Below are 15,649 nucleotides of genomic sequence, written 5' to 3'. Positions count from 1 at the left end.
ATGAAGGCTGTTGTGCTGAAGGCATTCGGAGGCGCGGAGAACCTCGTCCTGGCCGACCTCCCCGATCCCCGGCCGCGACCGGGAGAGGTGCTGGTCGAAGTCGAGGCGGCCGGTGTGGGACACGTCGACGTCATGTCCCGTCGAGGTGAGTTCGGTGGCTCCTTCTCTCCGGGTTTCGTGCCGGGCATCGAGGTGGCCGGTGTCGTCGTCGGCACCGGTGAGGACGTCGACGACGCGTGGGTCGGCCGCCGCGTCCACGCGATGCTGGACCAGACCGGTGGTGGCTATGCCGAGCTGGTCACGGCAAACGTCGAGGATGTCGTCGCTCTTCCCGACCAGGTCGGTGCAGCGGAAGCGGTCGCGCTCGGGTTCAACGCGTTGACCGCTCTGACGTCACTCGAACGCGCCCAGGTGCGCAAAGCAGACAAGGTTTTGGTCCGTGGTGCCGGTGGTGGAGTGGGGCTCATGGCGACCCTGCTGGGCGTCCACCTCGGGGCCGCCGTGACGGCGGTGACCAGCTCCGCTCTTCGCGGTGAACGGCTGACAGCACTGGGGACGTCGACAGTCGTCAACCGTCTTGCCGATGCCCAAGCGTACGAGGAATACGACATCGTCATCGACCCGGTCGGCGGCCCGGAGTTCGATCGCTTCCTGGAGAAGCTGGCTCCCAACGGCCGGTACGTGCTGTGCGGAGGAGTGGCGGGTTTCCCCACACCCGACTTCGGCTCGACCTTGCTCGGCCGGTTCACGGCATCCCCGACCCTGCTCATGCTCAGCCTCTCCTCGATCAGCCGTGCAGAGCTCCGCGCGCGCATGGAAAAGCTTCTGGAGCTCGTCGCCGGCAAAACCGTCGTCAGTCCGATCGATGAAACGTTCCCTCTCGCAGCCGCGGCGCAGGCACATGACAAGCTCGAGTCCGGTGCCGCCTTCGGCAAGATCGTGCTCGTTCCCTGAACCGACGCGGAGATCAGCACTCGAACAACGGGCACGGACCAGAACGACGACGCAGAGCTTCCGGGCACCACCACGCGGCCGGATGTCGCCGTTGCGAGGCATTGAGGGAGAAGGCGCGTTGCAGACTGTGAACTGGGCGACCGTTGAGGTGGCGACCGAACGGTTCGTGCTGCGACCGTGGCGGGAGAGCGACCTCGGTGTGCTGGCGCAGGCCGCGGCAGACCCCTACATCACATCGATCACGACGGTTCCGGCCACATACACGACCGAAGCGGGACATGCCTTCCTCCGCCGGATGACGGAGCTGTCGACCGGCGGCGTCACGGTGCCACGAGCCATCGCGGACCGGGCTACCGGCACAGTCGTGGGACATATCAGCCTCCGCCTGCGTGATATCGACCTCGGTAGGGTCGGGCTCGGCTACTGGGTTCTGCCGTCAGCGCGAGGCCTGGGCGTCGCCCGCGAGGCCGTGGCCGGGCTCGCCGACTGGGCGCTGAACCGGCTCGGCAGCTGGCGCGTCGAGCTGTGCGTCGAGCCGTGGAACGAACCGTCGAGGCGAGTGGCGCTGAGCGCGGGGTTCGTTCGGGAAGGGCTGCTGCGCAGCTGGCAGGTCATGGGTGGGCGTCGGGCCGACGTGGAGATGTTCTCCCGCGTCCGCCCGCTCGCATCCGGGCCGGACGACGCTGTGCGCGGAGAGGGATCCGGCTCTGTGCCCTACAGCCCACGCCCGGCGGCGCCCGGCTCCAGCTGACCGCCGTTGACGGCGAACAGCGCCTGAAATGACTGCCGGGATTGTGCGGGCGCACCAGCACACGGTGCCCGCCGCTGCGTCGACGGCATCCGTGCTCGTCAAACCGGCCGGCCGCCGCGGAGCGAAAGGTACGGCCTGCGCTACCAAGAACCACCTGCAGCCGCTACATCACCGCCGTAGGCGCTGACCAGGGCTGTGTCCTGTGCACCGGCCGCGCGTTTCAGCTGGAGGCTGAGCGCGAGCGGATCGATGCCGTCGGATCGTGCCCGCAGGACCCAGTAGTGCTTGTCTGAGGCGAGCCCGAACCCGACCCTCGCCGCGACCATCTGAGCCGTCGTCATCGCGCCTTCCAGCAAGCGGGCGAGCAGGATCGTCTGCTGCTGCTCCGCACAACGGGTGAGGTCGAGCTCGGCTTCCCGGTAACCGTCAAGGAATTCGTTGCTGTAGTGGTTGTAGGGTCGCCTCGGCCTGAGCGACCCGGAGGAACTGGTCGCGCAGCAATGTGATGCGACTCCGATAGGCGGTCAGGACATCCGCGCTGGGTATGCCCTGCAACGTCCGGCGCCGTCCGGTTTCTCGCTCGTCTGCCGCCACTTCGGCAGGCAGGTGGTCCTCACCGCGCGAAGCGGCGACCACGCGCAAGACGTTGCGGTGCGCGGATGGCCGGATCTCTGACAGGAGAGCCACGCGATACGAGCCGATCGCATCGGCCACCCGCAACTGCGCTGTCACAAGTTCGTCGGTCTGCTGCAACAGTTGTGTGGCCATCAGGGCGAGGTGGGTCTCTTGCGGCTCGGGCACTGATTGGCCTTTCCCTTGGTGCACGACATTCTCAGTGCGTCTGAGATCGGCACGCGATCTTCCCGAAGCGGCACGCACCCGCTGTCCGGGTGGGACTGACGCGCGCAGGCGGTGCGTCGTTTCGACATAACTCACCGGCCGGTGCGGTGATTCTTCCATCGCATCGGCCGGTGAGCGTGTTCAAGAACGACGGCTGCTACTTCGTGGCGCACAGGGCCTTGTCGAAGAAGTCGATGACTTCGAACAGCTTGACTTCGTCGTTCGTCCCGGCGAGGGTGACCGCCCGGCCATCGGGGGTGATCGCGGCGCGGGTCTGGAAACCGTCGGCGTCGCCGCCGTGACCGTACGCGGTGATCCCGCAGCTGAGCTTCATCTCGAAGGTGCCCAGGCCGTAGCGCTGCCAACTAGCGACAGGGGTGGGCGCCTCCACCGTCTGACGCATCTCCGCCAGCCGGCTGGGCTTGATCAGCCGACCGTCCTGCAAAGCGACCAGGAACTTGTTGATGTCGCTCGGGGTGGCGATCATCTGTCCCGCCGCCCCGGCGACCGACGGGTCGAATCGGGTGATGTCGGTCAACTTGCCGGCGATCGGCTTGCCCTGGTCGTCCACGGACCCCAGGTAGCCCTGGGGGTGCGGGGTACGGATGTCGCGGTCGCCCGGACCGGGGTAGTAGGTCTCCTTGAGCCCGATCCGATTGATGATCCGTTCCGTGATGACCTCGGCGAGTGGCCGTCCCGCCACCTTTTGCGCCACCAGACCCAGCAGGATGTAACCGTTGTTGCTGTACGACCACACCCGGTTCTGCCCAGGAACGAAGGTCGGCGCCTGCGTCAACGCCGCGTCCAGCAGCTCCCTGGCGTCGAAGTACCGGTCCTTGATCGGCAGGATTCCCTTGGACAGCGCGGGGACCGTGGAAGACATCCCGCTGGTGTGGTTCAGCAGCTGCCTGATGGTGATGTTCCGGCCGTCGACCGCCGCACCGTCGCCGGTGCCCCGCACCACGCCTGGAAGGAACTTCTCCACCGTGTCGTCCAGTGCGAGCTTGCCCTCGTCGGCCAACTGCAGGATCGCCACGGCGACGAACATCTTCGTGTTGCTGGCGATCCGCACGTAACCGTCCGTCGGCACCTTCGACTTCGTCCGGATGTCACCCACCCCGGCGGTGTAGTTCGTCACCCGCCCGTTCCGGTCCCGCACCGACATCAGCATGCCGGGCAGCGACCCGTCACTGACCAGCGCGTCCATGTCCGCCTGCAGCGTCTTGTCCTGAACCGGCCTCGACCTGTTGTCCAACGCGCCCGCCGAAGCCACGTCCGTCAGCGTGAGTCCGGCGACCGCTACCGCCGCCATCGCCGCGGCGAACACACCACGACGCCGGCGCACGGGGGCCGGGCTGTTTTCAGTCGTACGACTCTGATCTTTCGGCAAGGCACACTCTCCGAATTGGACTGTTAGCACTGACACGCACAGTTTCGCCACCGTCCCGGTGCTCTCGCGATCCCACGTACTGCACAACTCCGGTACAGCCAGCACTACCTCCGGTCGGTCGTCGACCAACCCAGATCCCACCGGAGTAACACACAGCGCAAAGGGGTTCTGGCGTGATGCGACAACGCGCCACGCCAGAACCCCTGGTACCAAGTGACTTTCCAGACTCAGGAGCTGCCTCTTCGACCGGCGTTCACTTGGCGCACAACGTCGCGTCGACGAGAGCGGCTCGGTCCGCGGAGACGGACTTGTCGTTCACCGATCCGTTGAGCGAGGTGACGACGAGAGTCGTCGCGCGACCGTCGTCGGTGGCGGCGTTGAGGGTCGAGTAGCCCGGGATGTCGCCGCCGTGGCCCCACGCGACCTTCCCACAGCTCAACGGCATGCTGAAGATGCCGAGTCCGTAGCCCTGTCCCGACACCGGATCTGTCGGGATGGTGGTGCGCATCTGGGCCAGCTGGGCCGGTTCGAGCAACTTGCCGTCCAGCAGCGCGCGCAGGAACGTGTTGAGGTCGGCGGGCGTGGCGACCAGCTGGCCGGCCGCCCAGCCCCAGCTCGGGTCCATCCGCGTGAAGTCGACCAGCTCGCGGGTCGCGATGGTGCGCTGGTAGCCCTTGGGGTGCCGGCCGCGGATGTCCTGTTCGCCGACCTCGGGTGCGTACGTGTCGCGCAGACCGATCCGCTCGATGACCCTGGTGGTCACCAGTTCGTTGAACGGGCGGCCGGTGACCCGCTGGGCGATCAGCCCGGCCAGGACGTAGTTCGTGTTGCTGTAGGACCAACCGCCGCCGGCGGGGCCGCCGTCCTCCCGGGCGTTCGCCAGGTCGAGCAGTTCGCGCGGGTCGAGGTAGACGTGCCGGTAAGGGAAGAAGTCGCCCAAGGGCGCGAACATCGTCTCGGTGTAGTCGGGCAGGCCGCTGTTGTGCTGGAGCAGCTGGCGAACCGTGATCCTGGAGGCGTCCACGCCCTTGGCCCGCATCAGGCCCGGCAGGTACTTCTCGACCGCCGCGTCGAGCTCCACCTTGCCCTCCCCGACGAGCTGCAGCACGACCACGGAAGCGAACATCTTGCTCGCGCTGCCGAGCCGCACCCTGCCGTTCGCCGGCACCTTTGCGCCGGTCCGCAGGTCACCGACCCCGGCCGTGTAGTGGCGGGTCCGGCCACGATTGTCCCGGACAGCCGCCAACGCTCCTGGATGCCGGTCGACACCGACGAGCTTGTCGATGCTCTGCTGCACCGCATCGCCGCGGGGCTCGGCCTGGGCGGCGGGGACCGTGCCGGCGAACGCGAGACCGCCCGCCGCGACCGCCGCCGCCGCCGTCACGGCGGCCGCACGGCGATACCCCGAGGAAGAAGATCGATATCGCTGGGAAGATAATCTGAACAATGCAGCCAACTCCTGGGTTCCACGAACGTCGGTCTTGCGATGACCGACTGAGTCCAGGCTGCTCATCTCCTCCCAAGTGGACAATCCAGCTCGCTGAACAACGGAGGTAGTGGCAGCACCACCAGGCCGGGACTGCCCTTGTCCTGGTGGGTCGGCGGCGACGGGCAAGCCGACTCGATCCGATGTGGAATTGCGTTGATCGGATAGGGTCCCGGCTCGGGAGGTGGGATGACACGGGTGTGGCAGCGCCTGTGGGCGTCGCTCGATGCCGTTGCGCGCCTGATAGGCGGCCTGGGTACGGCGTTGCTCGCGATGGCCGTCCTCGTCTGGATCGGCGTGGTCGCGCTGCTCGGCTGTGTCGGTGTCGGCGTTCTCCTGGTGCCCTCCGCCCTGCGTTTGCTACGGGCGGGCGCGAACCGGGAACGGGTCAGGCTCGATGTTCTCGCCCCCGGCCCGGTGCCGCGCGAGACGCGCGCCGCGCTGCGCGCCGTGCTGCGCGATGTGACCGTGCGGCGTGAGCTGGCCTGGCTGCCGCTGCACGCCACGGTCGGCTTTTCCGTCGGGTTCATGGGGCTCGCGCTGCCGGTCACGATGCTGCAGAACACGACCTACCCGTTCTGGTACCACCTGCTGCCGCCCGAGGACAACGCTCCCAGCTTCTTCTTCTGGACCGTCAAGGGTCCCTGGGCCGTCGGGATGGCCGGCGTGCTCTGCGGCGCCCTCATCGTCGCGTTCGGGCCAGCGCTCATGCGGGTGCAGGAGTGGCCGGGCCGGCACCTGCTGGCGCCTCCGCCGGGTGCTGACCTCTCGCTGCGGATCGCCGAGCTGACCGCCACCCGTGCCGCCGCCCTCGACGCGCACGCTGCCGAACTGCGCCGCATCGAACGGTCACTGCACGACGGCACGCAGAACCGGCTCGTCACGGTGAACGTGCTGCTCGGCGCCGTCCGGCGGGCCGTGGACCGAGATCCCGCCACGGCCCACGCCGCGCTGGACCGAGCCCAGGACGCCGCCGAGCAAGCGCTTTCCGAACTGCGTGCCGTGGCCCGCAGCATCCTGCCCCCGGTGCTCGCCGACCGCGGGCTCGCCGGCGCCCTGGCCGGCCTCGCAGGCAGCTGCGGCGTGCCGTGCGAGCTGGTGGTGGACGTACCGGGCCGCTGCGCCGCCTCCGTCGAGGCCACCGCGTACTTCGTGGTCGCCGAAGCTCTTTCCAACGTGACCAAGCACAGCGGCGCCACGACCGCCGCGGTGCAGGTGGCCAGGCGAGGCGATCGGCTGATGCTGCGGATCGACGACGACGGCCGGGGCGGCGCGGACGAGAACGGCGGGTCTGGCCTGGCCGGCATCCGCCGGCGGATCGAGGCCTACGACGGGCGCTTCACCCTGGACAGCCCCGCCGGTGGGCCGACGACGATGCGAGTGGAGCTGCCGTGCGGATCGTGATCGCGGAAGACGACCTCCTGCTGCGCGAAGGGCTGGCGCTGCTGCTGCGCGCCGAGTCGCTCGACGTGGTGGCCACCACCGACACGCCGGGATCGTTCCTGGCCGCGGTGGCAGAACACCAGCCGGACGTCGCCATCGTCGACGTGCGGATGCCCCCCACCCACACCGACGAGGGGATCCTGGCGGCCGTCGAAGCGCGGCGGCGGCAGCCCGGCCTCGCGGTGCTCGTGCTCTCCGCGTACGTGGAGCAGACGTTCGCCACCGAACTGCTGACCGGCGGCGCCAGCCGGCTCGGCTACATGCTGAAGGAACGCGTCGGGAGGGTCGACGAGTTCCTGAGCGCGCTGCACCGGGTGGCCAGCGGCGGCACCGCCGTGGACCCCGAGGTGGTGGGCCAGCTACTGGCCCGCAACCCGAACACTGGCGCGCTGGGCCGGCTGAGCCCACGGGAACGAGACGTGCTCGCGCTCATGGCCCAAGGCCTCGGCAACATCGCCATCGCCGAGAAGCTCGTCATCACCGAAGGCGGAGTGCACAAGCACATCCGCAGCATCTTCGCGAAACTCGACCTCGCACCCGACGACCGGGCCGACCGGCGCGTCACCGCGGTCCTGCGCTACCTCGAAGGCACCGGACCCAGATAGCGCCGGTTCGCCGGTCACCACGGCGAGCGGAGTCACGCTGCGGCGATCGACCGTCGCCACCTCGGCTTCGGCAGAGGGGCTCGTGAGACCAGAAGCGTGAGACGTGTGGCGCGTCATCCTGGCCGAGCAACCGGCCCCGGCTACGGGTGCGAACCGAGTTCCCCACGACTGTGGACCGAATCCAGCCGCGGGCGGTGAAGGCGATCGACGTGTACCTGTGGCACGGGGCTCCGAACGCCGCCGTCAGCGTCCTTTTCGGCCGCACGCTTGACGATGACGACCGACGGGCGTCCTCGCGATGCGTGCACGCCCGTCGGTTGTCGTTCAACTGGATCCGGGACCTCTGCCGTCCCCGGTGACCGCTACTCCTTGACGCCGATGCCGGCGATCGGCGGGACGCGGAGCAGTCGTGCGGTGGGCAGGATGGTGGTGAGCAGGGCGAGCAGCGTCGTGCCGCCGATGATGGACACCCATCCCAGCGGGGGGACGTAGGGAACGCTCTGCCCGGTGAGAGTGCGCACCACCGATACCAATGTGATTGCCGCGATGGTTCCACCGATGAGCAGGGAAACGCCGAGCAGGCCGGACTGTTCCGCGTGGACCATCCTTTTCAACTGCTTCCGGGTGACGCCGACCATGCGCAGTGAAGCCAGTTCACGGCCACGGGTGAGAGCGGCCATGACCATGGTGTTGGCGGCGGCCATGGCGGCGAAACCGATCATGATGCCCATCAGCAGCTTGTTCAACCAGGCGCTGAGCGCCAGATCGTTGGCAAGCTGGCCGGCGTGCCCGGCCGTGTTCGTCACGGTGCTGCCGGGGTACCGGCCGGTGACGTCGGCCAGGGCGGTGGTGATGTCGGTGCCCGGTTCGGCGCGGACGAGGATCCGCTCGTAGCCGGTCGAGGCAGTGTGGCCGGCGATGACGTCCTTGGTGACGGTGAAGTCGTTGAAGCCTATGCCCCGGCCGTAGATCGCGACGATGCGCAGCGTGGCCGGTGTGCCGTCGCCGAGCCGCACCTCGGCCTGGTCACCGACTTTCCAGCCGTTCGAATCGGCTTGCAGGGCCGACACCGCCATGGCGGACCCGCGCAGGTCGGACAGGCTTCCGCTGCGAACCTGGAGATCCATGGTGTGCTCGACGCCATCCGGATCGACGGCCTGCACACCGCCGCTCTCCCCGCTCCCGGCGAGGATGATCGAGGTGTTCCGCACTCCTGTGGCGGCCACCACGCCGGGAATCTCGCGTATTTCCGCGAGAGCGGTCTCAGGCAGGCCGGCGGCGGAGCCCACGGAGTGCTGGGCGAGCATCCCGGCGCGGGTCTGGGTGACGGTCTGTCGTAGCAGGTTGTCCTGGAGGAACCAGATCGAGCCACCGAGGCCGACAGTCAGCACCAGTGCGGTCAGTACGGTGACCATGCTCTGAGCGTTGCCGCGCAGGTTCGCCGCGGCCAGGTAGCCGCTGTCGCCCCACGCCGCACGCAGCACCGGGCCGAGCAGCCGGGCAGCCGTCCGGTTGATCCAGGGGGCGAGCAGGGCGACCGCGAGGATGAGCGCGGACAGCATGCCGAGCGCGGTGCCGAGGGCAGCGTTACCCTTCTGCGTCGTGCTGAGCGTGGTCAGGTAGATGGCACCGGCCAGGGTGGCGAACCCGACGAACAGCCGGATCTTGCTGTTCCGAGTGGGTTCCACGGCGATCTCGCCGAGCGCCTCTGTCGGGCGGATCAGCATTGTCCGACGGGCGGCGATCAGCGCGGCCCCCACCGCCACCGCCATTGTCGCCCCCACCACGGCGGCCGCGGTCAGTGCACCGTCGCTGAACAGGAACGTGTTCGGGATGAACCCGCGGTCGACCAGTTCCCCGCGCACCCATCGGGTGGCGAACCAGCCAGAGGGCACACCGATCACGACCGACAACAGACTGAGCAGCCCCACCTCGGTGAGGATCAACCGGGCGATCTGGCCTGGGGTCGCGGCGACGGCCCGGAGCAAGGCGAGGTCGCGTCGCCGGTGCCGGACCGCAAGGCCGATGGTTCCGGCCACGACGAACATCACCAGCAGCGCCACGAATCCGCCGAAGACAATGCCGAGCTGGACCAGCATGTCGCTGGCCGCCAGGTCCGCGGACTGTTCCAACAGTCCGCGCTCGGCGCCGGCGTAGGCCTTGAAACCGGCCTCGGTGGCCAGCTTGCGCACGTCGGCGACCAGTGCGGCGTTGGAGGCACCCGGCTCAGCGATGATGCCGACGGCGTCGACCCGGCCCTGCCGCGGGTACAGGGCCGCCGCGTGCTCGTCGGTGAAGAACACCTCGGGCGACGCGTCGGGGCCAGCCCTGGGGCCGGCGTTGCGCACGAGGCCGCTGACCCGGTACACGCGCGCCGTCCCCTCGATCAGGATCGGGACCTCGTCTCCGGGCGCTACCGAACCGGCCACGCGTTCATCCAGCGCGACCTCCTCCGCCTTCTTCGGCTCGGCACCCGAAACCAGCCGGTAGGGGGTCAGCACCGTGCTGCTCCACCCATGTCCGGTGGCCCCGCCGTTCTCCAGGATCGCCGTCACCGACGTGTCACCCACCACCGTGGCCACACCCGGTAGCTGCCGGAACTGCTCGACCATCGAGGCCGGGACAGTGCCCCCTTCAGGCAGCTCTACGGTGACTTTCTCCTCATCGCTCGTCGTGAGCGTGATGTCGCGATTGGCGACGACGACGTCCGTTGCGGCGTAGCGCTTCGCCGCGGCCTCGAACCGCAGGCCGGACTCCACGAGCAGTCCCATCGACATCAAGAGCACCACTCCGGCCGTCAAGGCCAGCAGGGTGGCGACCGCGCTGCCCTTGCGGTGGCGCAGCATCTTCGCAGCCAGCTTCAGCATCGGTCAGCGCTCCTGCGTGACGCGCTGACGGCGGCCCAGCAAGGCCAGTTGCTCCGCGATGCGTTCCGCACCCGGCTGCGGCATGTCGTGCACGATCTGGCCGTCGGCCAGCACCATCACACGATCCGCGTACGACGCCGCCACCGGGTCGTGCGTCACCATGATCACCGTCTGCCCCGCCTCGTCCACCACCGAACGCAGCAGGCTCAGCACCTCGCCCGCGGTCTGGGTGTCCAGCGCACCGGTCGGCTCGTCGCAGAAGATGACCTCCGGGCGCGTCGCCAACGCCCGCGCGATCGCGACCCGCTGCTGCTGACCGCCGGACAGCTCCGACGGCCGGTGCGACAGCCGATCAGTCAACCCGACCCGATCGACGACCTGCCGCACCCATGCGGCGTCGGCGCGTTTTCCCGACAGCTGCAACGGCAACACGATGTTCTCCCGCACCGTCAACGCTCCGATGAGGTTGAACGCCTGAAAGACAAACCCGATCTTCGAACGCCGCAGCTTCGTCAGATCGGTCTCCGACAGTCGCGACAACTCCGTGTCGCCAACCCACACCTGGCCGCCGGTCGGCTGGTCCAGCCCCGCCGCCGTCTGCAGCAACGTGCTCTTGCCCGAACCGGACGGCCCCATCACCGCGGTGAACGTGCCACGCTCGAACATCGCATCGACACCCGCAAGGGCAGTCACCGCCTGCAGTTCCGCGCCGTAGACCTTTCTCAGGCCCTGAACCCGCACCGCCGGCGCGGGCTTGGCAACGCCCGCACCAGAAGTCCCGTCAACTTGCACATCATGGATTGACATCACAAAAACCCGAGGTCCTATTCGTCGATTTCCCAGGCAGGACGGTAATCTCGCCCGCCCGCCGGAACGACCCAGGCAGCAGGTGATCACTGGTAGCGCAGGCTGTACCTTTTGCTCCGCAACAATCCCAGCCTGGATTCGACGACACGGACGTCATCGGCGTGACATCAGCTGACCGACAACGGCGGAGTCGGCAAGCCGGTCGGTGGCGGACATGAAAGCAGGTGACTCAGAGCCGGTCCCTCTCCGCGCACAACGCACCAGAGCGACGTAGTCCGCTGCTCGAGCCGGTGACTGGCAAGCAGGAAACCCTGGCCACCGTGGGCCTGACGACGGCACACGAGCTCGCGGAACCGAGCAAAGTCCTGCTGCGCTTCGAACTCATCGCACCAACGCACAGAATCGAGGTGCAGCCTGCTCTACCTGACACTTGGGAGCCTGCGGTATCGGCGACGTTGGCGAACACAACTAACTTCTTCGTCATGAACCTCTCGCCCACCCACAGCCGAGCCCTGCTCGCGACGGTTCTGGTAGTCAGCGTCGCGGCCAACTTTGCCGCTCAAGCCTTCGGTCTGAGCCTCTACATCAGCGCCGCTTTCGGACTGATCGCCATCGCCAGCGGCATCGCCCTGTTCTTCAACTACCGCAAGTACCGTGAGGATTCGCGGAACTGAAGCGGCCAATGCCCGTTCATCACGAGTGGTCACCACGATTTCCTGGGTGCTCGTCGAGCTGCATGTGAAAGTCACCTGAGCCTATTTGATGAAAGTCAAGCTGCTTAGGTCGAGTTGGTGCCTGACTAGGTAACGCGACGCAGGCGGGTTTCCTTGGGTAGTGGTCAGGTGGCGCTCGCGTGTGGTGCCGCGCTACCGTTTCGGTGGTGCCACAGCACTACGTCGCGGATGGCGGCCGCCTGTTGCAGTCCGAGGCGCTCAGCATCGGCGCCGTCAACGAGGTTGATCTGGAAGACGACGTCCACGGCTTCATGTTGCTGGCGACGGGTCTGCTGCTTGGAGTCGGCAGTTGTGTTCATGCTGCGACCTGAACCTCAGCATGTCTGAGCGCTTCCCGGTCGGCTTGATCCATGCCGCCCCACACGCCGTAGCTCTCGTCAGTGGTGAGTGCCGTGATGGCACAGGTGAGGCGGACTGGCCATAGGCGACAGATCGCTTTGCGGTCCGCTGTGGCCGCGCTTCCCGGCTCGGTGTCGATCCAGTCGACTTCTCGGTCTGCGTTTCGGCATGCTGCGTGCACCTGCCACTTCGGTGCACGCAGCGCGATGTGCGTGGTCATGCCGCTGGACGGAGGGGACCGCCGAGGAGGTAGTCAGCGAGGTGGCGGGAGGCGGTGTTGAGCTGCGCTGCCACCTGGTGGCGGCTTATGCCGCGCCGCTTGGCCGCGGTTGACCGGTCTCCGTGGTCGAGGAGCACATCGGAGACGAGGTCGGCTTCGTGCGGTGTGATGACACCGGACAGCATGGCTCCTGCGAGGACGAGGTCCGGATGTCCGTCGGCTGTGCGGGCGTCGATCGCGGTGTCGGCGAGTTCGGACCGAGACATGGCGCGTCGCCTTTCGCTGTTGCACGCTTCGTGGCCGCGTCGGAAGGCTGCCCAGTAGAGCTGCCCGAAGATCTTCGGCGACCGTACGTCGGCCACGTCGAGCGCTTGGAGGAAGCCCTCGCGGATCTCGGAGTCCAGGTCGTTGCGGTCACCGCAGAAGCGGGTGCCCAGCTTTCCTGCGATGTGCTTGAGGCCGGGCATCATCATGGCGGCAGCGATGGTGGTCCAGGGTTCGGGTGCCGCGTGTGCCCTTCGGACGAGTTCCTTCCACACGGCGTCTTTGCTCACCCAGCTCGTCTGTCGCTTGAGGAGCAGTACGCGCACGCGGTCCAGAGGCAGCTCCTCGTCGGGTAGGCCGCATCCAAGTGCCGCGCAGTCGAGCGTCAACGGCTGCGGGCCGGCGGTCATCGCGAGGAACCGCTGTTCGATCACGTCCAGGTGCGAGGGGGAGAGCGAGGTCATCGGGGAAGGTGCCTTTCCGGGGCGAGGGACCATCTCACCGCCAAATCCGCCTCCTGCAGCGTCTGATGGAAAGGATTCACCAAAAAGGGTGGCGTGTCGCTGATGTGGCTCGGTGGAGGTGCGGTTGGCGTTGGAACCGCTCCTTGCGGGTGTTTGGCATGATGACCAGCCGTGGCGGTGAGCAGGAGCACGGTGCGGAAGCTGGCTGACGCGAGGTCGTTCGAGCGAGGAGAGCGGTACTTCGCGGCTGGCCAGGTTCGGCGGGTCACGGTGGACGGGGCGACCGTGACCGCAACGGTGGACGGCACCCGGACTTATCGCGTGCGGCTCGATGTCACGCCGAAAGGCTTGCACGGGCGTTGTTCCTGCCCGTATGGAGCCGACGGCGCGTTCTGCAAGCACTGCGTCGCTACTTCGCTGGCGTGGCTGGAGCTAGGCGGTGAGGTGGGGGAGCCGCGTGCGAAGCCGTTGTCGGACAAGCGGTTGCGGTTGTTCTTGCGTGGTTGTGATCAGGAGTGGCTGATCGAGCAGCTGATGACGGCCGCGAAATCCGATCGCGTGCTGCGTGCCCGGCTCGCCGCCGCGGCCGGGCAGAAGAACGCGTTCGACGACCGGGACATCAGAGACCGTCTTGAACGCGCCATCGACATCCCCGATTTCGTCGACTACGGCGGGGCGTACGGCTACTTCATGCACGTCGGTGAGGCTCTGGACGAAGTCGAACGACTGGTCGGATCCGGATTCGCCGACGCTGCGATCACCCTCGCCGAGTACGCGCTGGACCTGCTGGAGTCCTCGGCCGAGCGGGTGGACGACTCCGACGGCGGATTGTCCGAGGCGATCGCCCGCGTGGAGGAGATCCACCTGGCGGCGTGCGAGGCGGGCTCGCCGGACCCGGTGGAGCTGGCCGAGCGTCTGGTCACGCGTGCGGTGAGCAGCGAGTACGAGGTGTTCCTCGACGTGCTGCCTGCGTACGAGGAGGTTCTCGGCTCAGCAGGCTTGGCACGGTACCGGGAACTCGTCGAGCAGGCGTGGCGGAAGTTGCCGCCGAAGAAGCCGAACGACTACAGCGCCCGACGCTTCGTCATCAGCCACCTGATGGAGAGCCTGGGGGAGTCGTCGGGAGGGGCGGATGGACTGATCGAGGTGCTGGCCCGGGATGTGACGAGCGCCTACGACGTGCTCCGCATCGCCGAGCGGCTGTGCGCCGACGGCCGTGACGACGAGGCGCTGACCTGGCTGGAACGCGGCATGTCCGACTTCGAACCTGACCTTCGTCTTCGTTGTCTGGCTGCCGAGATCCACGTGCGCGCGGGCAGGCGTGATCAGGCGGGTGAGTTGCTGTGGGCGAACTTCACCGAACGCCCGACTCTGGAGTCCTTCCGCGTGCTCCAGCAGGCCACCGCCGAGGGCTTCCCACCCTGGCGGGAACGCGCGCTGGCGTTCCTCGCCGACGCACCGCCCGCCAAGGGGTCCTGGTCGCCAGGCCGCTCGACGCTGGTGGAGATCCTGTTGGAAGACAACGAGATCGAGGCCGCCTGGCAGGCCGCGGTCGACGGCGGCTGCTCGGAAGGTCTGTGGCTCCGCCTCGCGCGTGCCCGTGCCGCGAACCACCCGGCCGACGCCATCCCGATCCTGCTCCGTGCCGCGGACCAGGCGATCGAACGCCGCGACCGCGACTCCTACCGGGCGGCGGTTCGTCTGCTCGCCGAGGCCAGGGTTCTGTTCTCCCGCTGCGGCCGCGATGACGACTTCTCCGACCACATGGCCGCGGTGCGCGACGCGCACCGCACGAAGTGGGCTCTGCGCCAGGAACTCGACTGGGCCCACTTGCCCTGACCAGCCGAGCACACGTCTGAGATGCGGGTGATCGCGCAGGCCGGTTCCGTCTTGTAATAGTCAGGTGGCGCTCGCGTGTGGTGGCGCACTGCTCCCGTTTCGGTGGTGTCACGGCATTACGTCGCGGATCGCCGCAGCCTGTTGGATGCAGGCGCTCAGCTTGGGCGCCGTCAACGAGGCTGATTTCGAAGCGACATCTATGTTGTTGCATTGCTGCTGGCGGCGGCTCCGCTGCGTGGAGTCGGGCGTCGTGTTCAAGCTGCGACCTGAGCGTCAGCGTGTGTCAGTGCTTCGCGGTCTGCAAAGCCGAAAGCCAGCGGAACTCCGGCACCGGGCGGTCGTGGTTCAGCCGCGGTTTCCAGCCGGTGATGTCGGCGGACGGGTCGTGAACGTGTGCGTGCGGCCTGACCAGAGGCTCATTCATGGCGACCCGCAATTGTCGACCTCTGCGGAATCGTGTCGGTGGCGGAGTTGTTCTCGTCATCTGGACGACCTTTTCCTGGCAGTGTGGTACTGCCACGATCGGCTCATGAGTGGTCACGAGATGTGCGGCACGGGGGTCGGCCTGACCCGTCGTAGGCACATCGACCTCGGACGCGTGTGGGCTCAGGGGTGTCGATTCTGAGGCAGTTCCCCGCGTCCCGTC

Annotated in this window: 16 protein-coding genes; 7 read left to right on the top strand and 9 right to left on the bottom strand. The window is 67.7% G+C overall.

The features are described 5' to 3' along the window. Both AB0M48_RS41505 and AB0M48_RS41500 read left to right on the top strand, forming a co-directional pair. Positions 1 to 954, top strand: a complete 954-nt coding sequence (locus AB0M48_RS41505) for a zinc-binding dehydrogenase (protein ID WP_363853544.1) — start codon at positions 1 to 3, stop codon at positions 952 to 954. A gap of 127 nt (positions 955 to 1,081) precedes the next feature. After that, positions 1,082 to 1,705, top strand: a complete 624-nt coding sequence (locus AB0M48_RS41500) for a GNAT family N-acetyltransferase (RefSeq protein WP_363853597.1) — start codon at positions 1,082 to 1,084, stop codon at positions 1,703 to 1,705. A 140-nt stretch (positions 1,706 to 1,845) separates the two neighbouring features. On the opposite strand, the gene AB0M48_RS41495 is transcribed toward AB0M48_RS41500, so the two are convergent. The 4 genes from AB0M48_RS41495 to AB0M48_RS41480 all read right to left on the bottom strand — a co-directional run bounded on the left by AB0M48_RS41495 (position 1,846) and on the right by AB0M48_RS41480 (position 5,319). Further along, complete coding sequence (locus AB0M48_RS41495) at positions 1,846 to 2,046, bottom strand: hypothetical protein (protein ID WP_363853542.1); 201 nt, start codon at positions 2,044 to 2,046, stop codon at positions 1,846 to 1,848. A gap of 85 nt (positions 2,047 to 2,131) precedes the next feature. Beyond that, on the bottom strand, positions 2,132 to 2,473 hold the full coding sequence (locus tag AB0M48_RS41490) for a hypothetical protein (protein ID WP_363853539.1): 342 nt from the start codon (positions 2,471 to 2,473) through the stop codon (positions 2,132 to 2,134). Positions 2,474 to 2,702: 229 nt separating this feature from the next. Then, the gene (locus tag AB0M48_RS41485; protein WP_363853537.1) at positions 2,703 to 3,890 is read right to left on the bottom strand and encodes a serine hydrolase domain-containing protein; all 1,188 of its coding nucleotides are present in this window, start codon (positions 3,888 to 3,890) and stop codon (positions 2,703 to 2,705) included. A gap of 298 nt (positions 3,891 to 4,188) precedes the next feature. Beyond that, entirely contained in the window at positions 4,189 to 5,319 is a 1,131-nt protein-coding gene (locus AB0M48_RS41480; protein WP_363853534.1) for a serine hydrolase domain-containing protein, read from the bottom strand. A 291-nt stretch (positions 5,320 to 5,610) separates the two neighbouring features. Between AB0M48_RS41480 and AB0M48_RS41475 the strand changes: the two genes are divergently transcribed. Then, positions 5,611 to 6,825 (top strand): sensor domain-containing protein, encoded by a 1,215-nt coding sequence (locus tag AB0M48_RS41475; protein WP_363853532.1) that lies wholly within the window; start codon positions 5,611 to 5,613, stop codon positions 6,823 to 6,825. Then, the gene (locus tag AB0M48_RS41470) at positions 6,813 to 7,469 is read left to right on the top strand and encodes a response regulator transcription factor (protein WP_363853529.1); all 657 of its coding nucleotides are present in this window, start codon (positions 6,813 to 6,815) and stop codon (positions 7,467 to 7,469) included. Before AB0M48_RS41475 ends, AB0M48_RS41470 begins: the two co-directional genes overlap by 13 nt. Positions 7,470 to 7,831: 362 nt before the next feature. Here the strand turns inward: AB0M48_RS41470 and AB0M48_RS41465 are convergent, their stop codons facing one another. Together AB0M48_RS41465 and AB0M48_RS41460 are read right to left on the bottom strand one after the other, a co-directional pair. Next, the gene (locus AB0M48_RS41465; protein WP_363853526.1) at positions 7,832 to 10,336 is read right to left on the bottom strand and encodes an FtsX-like permease family protein; all 2,505 of its coding nucleotides are present in this window, start codon (positions 10,334 to 10,336) and stop codon (positions 7,832 to 7,834) included. A gap of 3 nt (positions 10,337 to 10,339) precedes the next feature. Beyond that, positions 10,340 to 11,143, bottom strand: a complete 804-nt coding sequence (locus AB0M48_RS41460) for an ABC transporter ATP-binding protein (RefSeq protein WP_363853594.1) — start codon at positions 11,141 to 11,143, stop codon at positions 10,340 to 10,342. Between the two features lie 290 nt (positions 11,144 to 11,433). Between AB0M48_RS41460 and AB0M48_RS41455 the strand changes: the two genes are divergently transcribed. Both AB0M48_RS41455 and AB0M48_RS41450 read left to right on the top strand, forming a co-directional pair. After that, positions 11,434 to 11,817 carry a hypothetical protein gene (locus tag AB0M48_RS41455; protein WP_363853523.1) on the top strand — a complete coding sequence of 128 codons (384 nt, stop codon included), beginning with the start codon at positions 11,434 to 11,436 and terminating at the stop codon, positions 11,815 to 11,817. Positions 11,818 to 12,023: 206 nt separating this feature from the next. Next, entirely contained in the window at positions 12,024 to 12,188 is a 165-nt protein-coding gene (locus tag AB0M48_RS41450) for a hypothetical protein (RefSeq protein ID WP_363853520.1), read from the top strand. Here the strand turns inward: AB0M48_RS41450 and AB0M48_RS41445 are convergent. Both AB0M48_RS41445 and AB0M48_RS41440 read right to left on the bottom strand, forming a co-directional pair. Beyond that, on the bottom strand, positions 12,173 to 12,436 hold the full coding sequence (locus AB0M48_RS41445) for a WhiB family transcriptional regulator (RefSeq protein ID WP_363853517.1): 264 nt from the start codon (positions 12,434 to 12,436) through the stop codon (positions 12,173 to 12,175). The genes AB0M48_RS41450 and AB0M48_RS41445 overlap by 16 nt on opposite strands. Beyond that, positions 12,433 to 13,164 carry a hypothetical protein gene (locus AB0M48_RS41440; RefSeq protein WP_363853514.1) on the bottom strand — a complete coding sequence of 244 codons (732 nt, stop codon included), beginning with the start codon at positions 13,162 to 13,164 and terminating at the stop codon, positions 12,433 to 12,435. The genes AB0M48_RS41445 and AB0M48_RS41440 overlap by 4 nt, the downstream gene beginning before the upstream one ends. Positions 13,165 to 13,356: 192 nt before the next feature. Between AB0M48_RS41440 and AB0M48_RS41435 the strand changes: the two genes are divergently transcribed. Beyond that, positions 13,357 to 15,003: a DUF6880 family protein gene (locus AB0M48_RS41435; protein WP_363853511.1), complete on the top strand. Its 1,647-nt coding sequence runs from the start codon at positions 13,357 to 13,359 to the stop codon at positions 15,001 to 15,003. Between the two features lie 283 nt (positions 15,004 to 15,286). Here the strand turns inward: AB0M48_RS41435 and AB0M48_RS41430 are convergent, their stop codons facing one another. Further along, positions 15,287 to 15,427, bottom strand: a complete 141-nt coding sequence (locus AB0M48_RS41430; RefSeq protein ID WP_363853509.1) for a hypothetical protein — start codon at positions 15,425 to 15,427, stop codon at positions 15,287 to 15,289. Positions 15,428 to 15,649 lie beyond the last annotated feature (222 nt).

The sequence above is a fragment of the Lentzea sp. NPDC051208 genome, assembly GCF_040682435.1.
GTDB lineage: Bacteria > Actinomycetota > Actinomycetes > Mycobacteriales > Pseudonocardiaceae > Lentzea > Lentzea kristufekii.
The sequence above is the reverse complement of the archived record's forward strand: the minus strand, read 5'-3'. Positions and strand labels throughout refer to the sequence as shown.